Annotated in this window: 7 protein-coding genes and 2 pseudogenes; 3 read left to right on the forward strand and 6 right to left on the reverse strand. The window is 71.4% G+C overall.

The window, feature by feature from the left end; all coding sequences use genetic code 11:
- Positions 1 to 46 precede the first annotated feature (46 nt).
- Entirely contained in the window at positions 47 to 1,885 is a 1,839-nt protein-coding gene (locus ACFU5K_RS29850; RefSeq protein ID WP_384067215.1) for a glycoside hydrolase family 3 protein, read from the reverse strand.
- Positions 1,886 to 2,085: 200 nt separating this feature from the next.
- Positions 2,086 to 2,994 (reverse strand): LysR substrate-binding domain-containing protein, encoded by a 909-nt coding sequence (locus tag ACFU5K_RS29855; RefSeq protein ID WP_384067217.1) that lies wholly within the window; start codon positions 2,992 to 2,994, stop codon positions 2,086 to 2,088.
- Between the two features lie 100 nt (positions 2,995 to 3,094).
- Between ACFU5K_RS29855 and ACFU5K_RS29860 the strand changes: the two genes are divergently transcribed.
- On the forward strand, positions 3,095 to 3,994 hold the full coding sequence (locus ACFU5K_RS29860; protein ID WP_384067220.1) for an EamA family transporter: 900 nt from the start codon (positions 3,095 to 3,097) through the stop codon (positions 3,992 to 3,994).
- Position 3,995: 1 nt separating this feature from the next.
- Here the strand turns inward: ACFU5K_RS29860 and ACFU5K_RS29865 are convergent, their stop codons facing one another.
- Positions 3,996 to 4,784 (reverse strand): sugar phosphate isomerase/epimerase family protein, encoded by a 789-nt coding sequence (locus ACFU5K_RS29865; RefSeq protein WP_384067223.1) that lies wholly within the window; start codon positions 4,782 to 4,784, stop codon positions 3,996 to 3,998.
- Positions 4,785 to 4,844: 60 nt separating this feature from the next.
- The gene (locus ACFU5K_RS29870) at positions 4,845 to 5,912 is read right to left on the reverse strand and encodes a LacI family DNA-binding transcriptional regulator (protein WP_384067225.1); all 1,068 of its coding nucleotides are present in this window, start codon (positions 5,910 to 5,912) and stop codon (positions 4,845 to 4,847) included.
- 123 nt (positions 5,913 to 6,035) lie between these two features.
- Between ACFU5K_RS29870 and ACFU5K_RS29875 the strand changes: the two are divergent.
- Both ACFU5K_RS29875 and ACFU5K_RS29880 read left to right on the forward strand, forming a co-directional pair.
- Positions 6,036 to 6,772 (forward strand): annotated as a pseudogene (locus tag ACFU5K_RS29875) (sugar phosphate isomerase/epimerase family protein); the annotation flags it as partial.
- Positions 6,773 to 7,307: 535 nt separating this feature from the next.
- Positions 7,308 to 8,438, forward strand: coding sequence for a P1 family peptidase (locus ACFU5K_RS29880; RefSeq protein WP_384067228.1), 1,131 nt, complete (start codon positions 7,308 to 7,310; stop codon positions 8,436 to 8,438).
- A gap of 41 nt (positions 8,439 to 8,479) precedes the next feature.
- Here ACFU5K_RS29880 and ACFU5K_RS29885 read toward each other — a convergent pair.
- Positions 8,480 to 8,913 (reverse strand): annotated as a pseudogene (locus ACFU5K_RS29885) (VOC family protein).
- 124 nt (positions 8,914 to 9,037) lie between these two features.
- Entirely contained in the window at positions 9,038 to 9,826 is a 789-nt protein-coding gene (locus tag ACFU5K_RS29890; protein ID WP_384067230.1) for a class I SAM-dependent methyltransferase, read from the reverse strand.
- Positions 9,827 to 9,926 lie beyond the last annotated feature (100 nt).

A 9,926-nucleotide genomic window follows, 5' to 3' on the forward strand; every position in this document is an offset into this window, starting at 1 on the left:
GCGCCGGGTGCGGTTCGTACCCGGCGGGCCCCCTTCGTGCCGGGACTCAGGACCTGTACGAGAGTCCGTAGCCGACGGGGAACAGCGTCTGTGTGGGCGCGTCCGCCCGTTGCACCGGGACCGGGAGCCTCCCGACCGGATCGGCCCGGCCCGCGATCACCCTTGCGGCGGCCCGCAGTTCGACGTCCGTCCACGAGTAGGCGGCGAGGCTCGCCGCATAGCCCGTGCCGGTCAGTTGGGCGATGTCGTAGGGGTTCCGGATCGCGAGTGTGATCACCGGGACGCCGGTCGCCGCAAGTGCGCGGACCAGGGTGCGCTGCGAGCTGGTCGCCGACACGTTGTACGTGCCCACGACCACCGCGTCCCTGCCGGCGGCGGCGGCCACCGCCTCGTCGATCTTCGCCTGGGTGGGAGCGGTGCCGGTCGAGAGTGCCGTCGCGGTGTACCCCAGTTCGCCGAAGGCCGTGGCGAGCGTCGTGGTCGGAGGGCCCGTCGTGCCGGACGGCGAGGCCGGATCCGCCCCCACCACCAGGAGACTCCGGTGGGAGCGGCGGGAGAGCGGCAGCAGCGAACCGTCGTTCGCGAGGAGCGTGGTGGTCCGCTCGGCGATCCGGTCGGCCGCGGCGAGGTGCGACCGCACCCCGACGGTGCGGTCGACCCCCCGGTGGGTGACGTAGGGGTCGCGGAACAGACCGAGCTTCGTCTTCAGCCGGAGGATGCGCAGGATCGACTCCTCGATGCGCGCCTCGCTGATCTCGCCGCTCTTCACGGCGTTCAGGACGGCGGTCCAGGCGACCTTCAGGTCCGGCGGGTTGAGCAACTGGTCGACGCCGGCCAGCAGCGCCAGGACGGGGACGCGCTCGTCGCCGTACTTCGTGCGGACCCCCTCCATGCCGAGGGCGTCGGTGACCACGACGCCGTCGTAGCCGAGCTCCTCGCGCAGGATGCCGGTGAGGATCGGGCGGGACAGTGTCGCCGGGTCCTCGGACGGGTCGAGGGCGGGCACCACGATGTGCGCCGTCATGACCGAGTCGATGCCGGCGGCCACCGCGGCGCGGAACGGCGGGGCGTCGAGCTCCGCCCACTGCTCCCGCGTGTGGGTGATGACGGGGAGGCCGGTGTGGCTGTCGGTGCTGGTGTCGCCGTGACCGGGGAAGTGCTTGGCCGTGGAGGCGATCCCGGCGCCCTGATAGCCCTTCACCTGCGCGGCCACCATGGCGGCCACGGACTGCGGGTCGGAGCCGAAGGAACGCACCCCGATGACCGGGTTGGCCGGGTTCACGTTGACGTCCGCGTCCGGGGCGTAGTTCTGGTTGATGCCCATCGCCGCCAGTTCGGCCCCGGCGATCAGGCCCGCCCGTCGCGCGTCGGCACGCGAACCGCCGGCACCCAGCGCCATGGCACCCGGCAGCAGCGTCGCCGGCTCCCCGACGCGGCACACGATGCCGTGCTCCTGGTCGGTGGAGACGAGGAGCGGCAGCGGGGTGCGCCCGGCGAGCCCCGCACGCTGGATGCCGTTGGAGAGATCGGCGATCTGGTGCGGGTCACGGGTGTTGTGGGCCCAGGCGAAGTAGATGATCCCGCCGACGTGGTACGTCGAGATCAGCTCGGCGGCCGTACGGACACCGATCTCCTTGAGGTTGGCGTCGATGTCCGCCTGGTCGGGCGCGGTGGCGGAGTGCCCGTACACCCGCATCACGAAGAGCTGGCCGACCTTCTCCTCCAGGCTCATCCGTGCGATGAGGCGCTCGAGGTGCCTGTCGGAGGCGGCGCCGGACGCGGACGCCTGGGCGCTCCCGGGAACGGCTGCCACTCCGGTCACGGCGGCTACGGCCGTGGCTGCTGTGGCAGTGAGGAGGGTGCGTCTGGAGGTGCGGTAGTGCACGTGAGCCCCTTCCGATGGTGAAAGAAACTTCCAAGAAGTACGGATATATGGAAAGTAACTACCAGTCAAGGGGGCGGTCCGAGAAAGCGCCAGGACGCGCACAGGGGCCGGCGCACGCCCCGGTGTTCGCGGAGTTGCGCCGCGACGGTGGGACGCGGACCGCCCCCGCGGCCGTCCGGGGCCCGGGGCCGGACCCGCCGTCAGGACAGTCCGGCTCCCGCCCCGTGCCCCCGCAGCGCGGACACCGCGGCGACGATCGCGGGGCGCCGCGCCGTCTCCGTACGCCACAGCGCGTACAGCCGCCGCACCGGCACGGGATCCAGCCGTACGGCGACCACGCCCGCCGGCAGGGGACCCCGGCCCAGCCGGGGAATCATCGCGACGCCGAGTCCGGCGGCGACCAGGGCGAGCTGCGTGTGGTTCTCCTCCGCCTGATGCCGAATGTCCGGCTCACAGCCCGCCGCACGCAAGGTCCGTACGAGCCAGTCGTGGCACACGGTGCCGGGCGGCTGGCACACCCAGCGCTCCGGGGCCAGCTCCTCTCGCCGGACCGATTCCCGCCCGGCGAGAGCGTGGCCCCCGGGTACCAGCAGATCGCACAGGTCGTCACCGAGCACCACCTGCGAGACACCCTCCGGGGCCGGCAGCGGCGCGATGTCCCAGTCGTGCGCGACCGCGAGGTCGATCACCCCTTTCGCCACCAGGTCGACCGACAGATGGGGGTCGACCTCGGTCAGCCTGGCGTCCAGCGCCGGATGCTCCCCGGCCAGGTCCGCCAGCACTGCGGGCAGCAGCCCGCGCGCGGCGGAGGCGAAGGCGCCGATCGACAGCCGGCCCGTCGGCTGCCCCCTGCGCTCCTCCAGAGTCGTCTCGGCCTGTTCCACGATGGCCAGCAACTGCTGTGCGGTGGCTGCTAGATGAAGCGCATCGTCGGTCAGTGCGACCCCCCGACCGCGGCGTTCGAGGAGCGTCGTACGGGTCTCCCGCTCCAGCTTGGTGATCTGCTGGGACACCGCCGAAGCCGTGTAGCCGAGCGCGGCGGCGGCACCCGCGACGGAGCCGTGGACGGAGACGGCGTGCAGGGCGCGCAGGCGGGACAGATCAAGCATCGGAACCTCCCGGACCGTGCCGATTCGTTAGCGATGCTCAATTCCACCATGAAGAAATGCGCGCTGGTGCTACATGGTCCGAGCAGGTGATCCTCGGTCCATGCGTCCCCTTCACATAGCCCTGGCCGCCGTGGTGGCTGCCGCCTGGGGTGTCAATTTCGTCGTCATCGAGCTTGGTCTCGGACACTTCCCGCCGCTGCTCTTCTCCGCCCTGCGCTTCCTGGTCGCCGCCTTGCCCGCGGTGTTCTTCGTCGGGCGCCCCAAGGTCGCCTGGAAGTGGATCGTGGGCGTCGGACTCGTCCTCGGAGTGGCGAAGTTCGGGCTGCTCTTCATCGGCATGGACCGGGGGATGCCTGCCGGTCTGTCTTCTCTGGTGCTCCAGGTCCAGGCGGTGTTCACGGCCCTGTTCGCGGCGCTGGTGCTCGGTGAACGACCGGGCAGGATCAGGATGCTGGGGATGGTGGTGGCCCTCGCGGGCATCGGGCTGGCGGCGGTCGACGAGGGTGCGAGCGGTCCCGCGCTCGCCTTCGTGCTGGTGATCGCCGCGGCCGCCTGCTGGGGCGTGTCGAACGTCCTGACCCGCAAGGCGGCCCCGCCGGACTCCCTCAACTTCATGGTGTGGGTCGCGACGGTGCCCGTACTGCCGCTCTTCGGCCTCTCGCTCCTCTTCGAGGGCTGGGAGCGTGACGCCGAGGCGCTGGCCGCGCTGGACCGGAGCGGCGTCGGCATCATCGTGTACGTCGCCTGGATCACGACGGTCTTCGGCTTCGGGGCATGGGGTTTCCTGTTGCGCCACTACCCGGCCTCGTCCGTGGCGCCGTTCACCCTGCTCGTGCCCGTCTTCGGGATGTCGTCGGCCGCCCTCCTCCTCGGCGAGCCGATCAGCCCCCTGCGGTGGTGCGCGGCGGCGCTGCTGGTCGGCGGGGTGGCGCTGACCTCGCTCGCCCGGCCCCGCGCCGCCGCCCCGGCGCTCAGGCCGATCGAGGGGGCGCGGGCCTGAACTACTGCTTCGGTGAGCCGAGCCGCAGGATGTGCTCGCGTCCTGCGGTCAGCAGCTCCGGCAGGCCGGCCGCACCTGGGTACCAGCGCTTCTCGTACTCCCAGCAGACCCAGCTGTCCGGGTCCAGCGTGTCCAGGCACGCCTTGAGGGGCAGCACCCCGGCGCCGAGTGCGAGCGGCGTGGTGTCCTCGGCGGAGGCGATGTCCTTGAACTGGACGTAACCGAGGTGCGGTGCCAGTACGGCATGACTGGCGGCCGGTTCCTCGCCGGCCAGCCAGGTGTGCATGACGTCCCAGATCGCGCCGATCTGCCCGTGTCCGACCGTGCCCACCACACGGGCCACGTCGGCTCCGGCGCGGTGCGAGTCGTGGGTCTCCAGGAGGATCCGTACGCCCAGGTCGGCGGCGTACGGGGCGGCCGCCCTCAGCCGGCGGGCGGCGACGGCGTCGGCCTCGGCGGGGTCCTGGCCCCCGCCTCCCGGAAACACCCGGACATACGGCGCCCCGAGGTCGTGGGCCAGCTCCACCAGTCCGGCGAGCTCCGCGAGCACCGGCTCGTCGTCACCCGCTGCGGAGACCCTCGCGTACCCCGCGACGGCAAGGATCTCGACCCTGCCGCGCTTGAACTCCTCTGCCACGGCCGTCCGTTCGGCCGGGTCGAGTCCGCTGTGCACCGGCTCCTCCGGGTGGGCGCGCAGTTCGACCCCCTGGTAGCCCTGCCCGGACGCGAGCCGAACCACGTCCGCGACGGGCATGCCCGGTACTCCGAGGGTCGAGAAAGCGAGCTTCACGATCTGTGTCCTTTCGTCGGTGCGGGCCCCGCGCCGTACGCCTGCCCCTGGAGGAATGCCTCATCCCTCCCGGGGAGCCGCCGTCGAACCCCGCTCCATGAGCTCGGCGGCGATGGTCGCGACGCCTCCGGGCGGCGGGGTCTCCTTGCCCATCGCCAGCCGGCCCGCCCGAGCCCCCGCCTCGAAGAGGGGCAGCCGTACGGTCGTCAGCGCGGGTACGGCGTCCACCGAGAACGGCAGATCGTCGAAACCGGCCACCGAGACGTCCTCGGGGATGCGGAGCCCCCGGTCCCGCAGGGCCGCGCAGGCACCCAGTGCCACCGTGTCGTTGGCGGCGACCACGGCCGTCAGGCCGGGCTCGCGGCACAGGAGTTCGAGCGCGGCGTCGTAGCCGGAGCTACGGTCGTAGGGGCCGTGCACGGTGACGTTCTCCTCGTCCCCGTACAGCCCCGCCGCCTTGAGCGCCTCGCGGTGGCCCTCCAGCCGGTGCCGGGTCGTGGTGCGCTCGAGCGGACCGGCGATGTAGCCGATGCGCCGGTGCCCCAGGCCGATCAGATGCTCGGTCAGGCGCCTGGCCCCGCCCCGGTTGTCGAATGCCAGCGCTGCCAGCACCGCGTCGCCTTCCTCGAGCGGGGGACGCCCGCACAAGACGATCCGGGTCCCGGCGTCCGCGAGCTTCGTGAGCTTCGCGGCCATCGCGGCCTGGTGGGCGGGGTCCTCCAGTGCGCCGCCGGTGAGGAGGACGGCGGCGGCCCGCTGGCGCTGGAGCAGGGTCAGATAGGTGAGTTCGCGCTCGGGGGAGCCGCCGGTGTTGCAGACGACGGCGAGTTTCTCCCCGCCCGCACGGCCGGAACCGTCGCCGGGGCCGCCGATCTGGCTCTGAGCCGCCCCGGCCATGATCCCGAAGAAAGGGTCCGCGATGTCGTTGACCAGGATGCCCACCAGGTCGGACGTGGCGGCCGCGAGTGAGCTGGCCGGGCCGTTCAGCACGTAGTCCAGGTCGTCCACCGCGCGCAGGACCCGTTCACGGGTGGACGTCGCCACCGGGTAGTTGCCGTTCAGCACGCGGGACACGGTGGCCGGGGACACCCGGGCGCGGGCCGCAACGTCCGCCAGGGTGACTGTCATCGCTCTCCTCCGAGGAGTTGTGGAGCGGCCCCTCTTGTCCGGGCCGCTGCTGTCGGCAGGCTAGCGTCATACCTCATAGAAAACGCTTGCTGCGGCCGTACGGAGGAACTTTCGTGACACGCAGGACAGGTGGGCCTCTGGCGGGCGCCCGTGCAGGCGTACGGGCTGGAGCGCGCGGGGCGGCTGTTCGCGGACGCGGGCCTCACCGTCACCAGCCTCTGCAGGGGCGGCTTCCTCACCGCGACCGACCCCGGCGAGCGTGCCCGCGCCCTGGATGACAACCGTGCGGCGGTCGACGAGGCCGCAGGCGTGAACACCGACACCCTCGTCCTGGACTCGGGCGGACTCCCCGACGGGCAGGAGGACTTGTACGCCGCCCGGGAGCGGATCGCCGAAGCGCCGGCCGAGCTCGCGCCGTACGCACAGGCGCGAGGGGTACGTCTCGCCATCGAGCCGCTGCACCCGATGTTCGCCTCGGACCTCTGCGTCGCCTCCACCCTGTCCCAGGCGCTGGACCTCGCCGAGCGGTTCCCCGCGGAGCAGGTGGGGTGGTCGTCGACGCCTACCAGGTCTGGTGGAACGACCAGGCGCCCGCGCAGATCGCGCGGGCCGGTGCGGAGGGTCGGATCCACTCCTTCCAGCTCGCCGACTGGATCACTCCGCTCCCGGCCGGAGTCCTCGTGGGCCGGGGCCAACTGGGCGAGGGCTGGGTGGACTTCCGTGTGCTGCGCGCCCAGGTGGAGACGGCCGGGTTCGACGGTCCGATCGAGGTCGAGATCTTTAACGAGGGCCTGCGGGCACGGGACGGCGCCGAGGTCGTCGCCGAAGTTGCCGCGCGTTACGCGGAACATGCCTGCTGAGAGCCCTGCCTGAAGGCTTCGGTAAAGAGAAGGCCAAGGCGTGCAACCTTTGCGTACCCTCCCCGGTCGTACTCAGCGTCGGGACTTCCGGGGAGGGGTCCGGGGGGATTCGGGAAGCCCGACGGAGGGGGAAAGCGAGGGGGGTCCGGCCTGTGGGCCGGGCCCCATTCGGCCTTCCGGTCCGGGTACTGACAGTCGGTCCGGGCGGGGCTGAGGGAGCGTCATCCTCAGGAAACGGGGCCGGACGGCCGCCGGGATCCCCCGCGCCGTAGAGCTCCGCGTCGGGCAGTTCGGAGCCCATCGCGCCGGAGGCGAAGCCGGTGAGGATGAGGTGCCTGCCGGGTGCGAGGGACCGCTCCACGCGCCGGAGGTAGCTGACCCGGCGCCGGCCGCTGCACCCGGGCGATGCCTGTTCCCGAACGGACCCACACCTGCGCGTCGCCGACCGGCGCGTGGGCCGTGCCTATAGCTTTCCCCATGCCGCCATCGGGTGGAGCGGCCGGTGTGGCTCCGCAGCTCCTGGAAAGAGGTCGACATGGTCTTCCGACGTACCCGCCTCCTGGCGGTGGGGCTGCTCTGTGCGGCTGCGCTTCCGGGCTTCGTGCTCGGCGGTGCCGGAGCGTTTCCGGCTGCCGGGCAGACGCGGGCCCCGGAGCCGGGGCTCTCCAACGCCATCACCGACGTCCCCGGTGTCCGGGTCGGTCAGGTGCAGTCCACCCGGGCACCTCATCTCACCGGATCGACCGTTGTGTACCCGTCGGCCAGAGCGCTCGCCGGTGTCGACGTGCGTGGGGGATCCCCGGGCACGTGGACGACCGACACCCTCGACCCCCTCAACGCCAACCCGGGCGTCGACGCGATCGTTCTGACAGGCGGCAGCGACTGGGGACTGGACGTCGGTGTCGGGGCGATGCACTGGTTGGAGGACCACGAGGGGATGTCGGCTCCCATCGTGCCCGGAGCGGTGATCTGGGACATCGGAAGGGGAGGCAGTGACCGGGCACGGCCGACGGCCTCCTGGGGATACCGGGCGATGCAGGCCGCCAGGGGCGGCCCTGTGCGCCAAGGGACCGTGGGCGCGGGAACGGGCGCCCTCACCGCGGGGCTCAAGGGAGGCGTCGGTACGGCCAGCGTCACGCTGGACGACGGAACCGTGGTCGGAGCGCTCGTCGTGGTCAACGCGCTGGGAAGCGTGGTGAACCCGAAGGACTGCACGCTGCGGGGAGCCGAACTGGGCATCGGCGACGAGTTCGCCGGCTTGCGCAAGCCCTCCCGAGCGGAGTGCGCATCGGCCCCTGTGACGCCGCAGGAGGCGGCCGACTCCGCCCACAACACCACGATCGCGGTCGTCGCGACCAGCGCGGCCATGGAAAACGGGGCGCTGACCAGGTTGGCCGCCGCATCCCAGGACGGACTGGCCCGGGCGATCAGCCCCTCGCACACCCTGTCCGACGGCGACACCGTCTTCTCCGTGGCCACGGGCACCGGTCGGAGGCTCTCGAATGCCGCTCCGGACGACATGCGAGTGCTCACCAGGCTCAGCTCCGCAGCTGCCGACACCCTCTCCAGGGCTGTCGCGCACGCCGCACTCGAGGCCACCTCCGTGCGGCGGTTCAAGAGCTACTGCGACACCTATCCGTCGGCCTGCGTGGAACTGCGCCGATAGACCGCCGGGTACGTACCCGGCGACAGGGCACCTACACGGGCTCAGTCGAGACAGAACTCGTGGCCCTCGATGTCCTGCATCACGATGCACGACTCGTTGGTGCCATCGGCAAGCAGCGTTTGCACGTTACCGCGCCGAGCGCGACCAGCCGTGCGCACTCGGCCTGGAGTGTGGCGAGGCGCACTTCACCCACGAGCCCGGTGCCTGCCCGGACGCAGAGATGCACGCGATTCTTGACGACCTTGCCTTCGGGAACGCGCTGGAAGAGCAGCCGCGGGCCCACACCTGAGGGATCAACGCAGGAGAACCATTGCACCTGATGCTCAGGCGGCAGCGAGCGATGGTAGTCGTCCCATGTGCCAAACCCCTTCGGCACCGGCGATACGACGTACCCCAACACCTCGCACCAGAAACGAGCGAGGCGCTCAGGTTCTGCGCAGTCAAAGGTGACCTGGAACTGCTTGATCGATGACATCGGCGCACCGTAACAGGCGGACTCTCTTGCTCATCTCCGGCGTGGATACGCATGTGCCGTTGCAGGGCGTTCCCGAACGGATCACCCACGCCAACGAGGAGAACGGGTGCGCCGTCGCCCGCGTCTACACCGGCCGTAGGGCCGGCGGCCTGCCCACCGTCGTCGGATCGCTGCTCGGCGCCCGGCCCGGTGAGTCCTTGCGGAACAGTGCGGTCCAGAGGAAGTCCTCGCCGAAGTACGGGGATTCGGCCGGTTCGTCCCGCATCCGGCGCAGTTCGACCTCCTGCATCCCCTCGAAGATCCAGCGGAGCGATTCCGGCGTGAAGGCGAGCCCGCCCTGCAGCCCGCCCGCCCCGTAGAGCTCGGCGTCGGGCAGTTCGGAGCCCATCGCGCCGGAGGCGAAGCAGGTGAGGGTGAGGTGCCCGCCGGGCGCGAGGGACCGCTCCACGAACCGGAGGTAGCTGACGCGCCTGTGGGGCGGCAGGTGGTGGAAGCAGCCCGAGTCGTGGATCAGGTCGTACGGCCCGGTCGTCGCTCCCTCTGCGAAGGCGTCACCGCAGTGGAAGCGGATGTCGGCGCCCGCCTCACCGGCTCGCTCTCGGGCCCAGGCGATGGCGCCGGGCGACAGGTCGACGGCGTCCACCTCGAAGCCCCGCGAGGCGAGGAACAACGCGTTGCGCCCCGGCCCGCAACCGAGATCGAGTGCGCGGCCGGGCGCGATCAGGCCCCGGTCGAGCGCGGAGACGAGGTTCTCGTCCGGCTTGTCGACGAAGAACGGCACAGGCTTCGACCGGTCCGCGTAGAAGCCGTCCCACCACGCCCCCGCCTCGCTGGTCCACCGGTCGGCCTCTGGCGCGAACAGGCTGTCCATGAGCTTCAGTACGTCGTCTACCGAGCGTATGTTCCGGTCCATCCAGAACCGTTCCTAATCAGTGAGCAGGAGTGAGCCTTGGACCCACTGCCCGGCACTGCGCGCATCCCGAACGGTTTTGGATGCGCTGGTCCCCCGCGTT

Origin of the sequence: Streptomyces sp. NPDC057428 (genome assembly GCF_042803195.1) — a bacterium.
Taxonomy (GTDB): domain Bacteria; phylum Actinomycetota; class Actinomycetes; order Streptomycetales; family Streptomycetaceae; genus Streptomyces.

Excerpts from the sequence above, each read along its gene's own strand:
- ACFU5K_RS29870 (WP_384067225.1), bottom strand. The coding sequence starts at position 5,912 with ATGACAGTCACCCTGGCGGACGTTGCGGCCCGCGCCCGGGTGTCCCCG.
- ACFU5K_RS29880 (WP_384067228.1), top strand. The coding sequence starts at position 7,308 with ATGGTCTTCCGACGTACCCGCCTCCTGGCGGTGGGGCTGCTCTGTGCG.
- ACFU5K_RS29890 (WP_384067230.1), bottom strand. The coding sequence starts at position 9,826 with ATGGACCGGAACATACGCTCGGTAGACGACGTACTGAAGCTCATGGAC.
- ACFU5K_RS29860 (WP_384067220.1), top strand. The coding sequence starts at position 3,095 with ATGCGTCCCCTTCACATAGCCCTGGCCGCCGTGGTGGCTGCCGCCTGG.
- ACFU5K_RS29855 (WP_384067217.1), bottom strand. The coding sequence starts at position 2,994 with ATGCTTGATCTGTCCCGCCTGCGCGCCCTGCACGCCGTCTCCGTCCAC.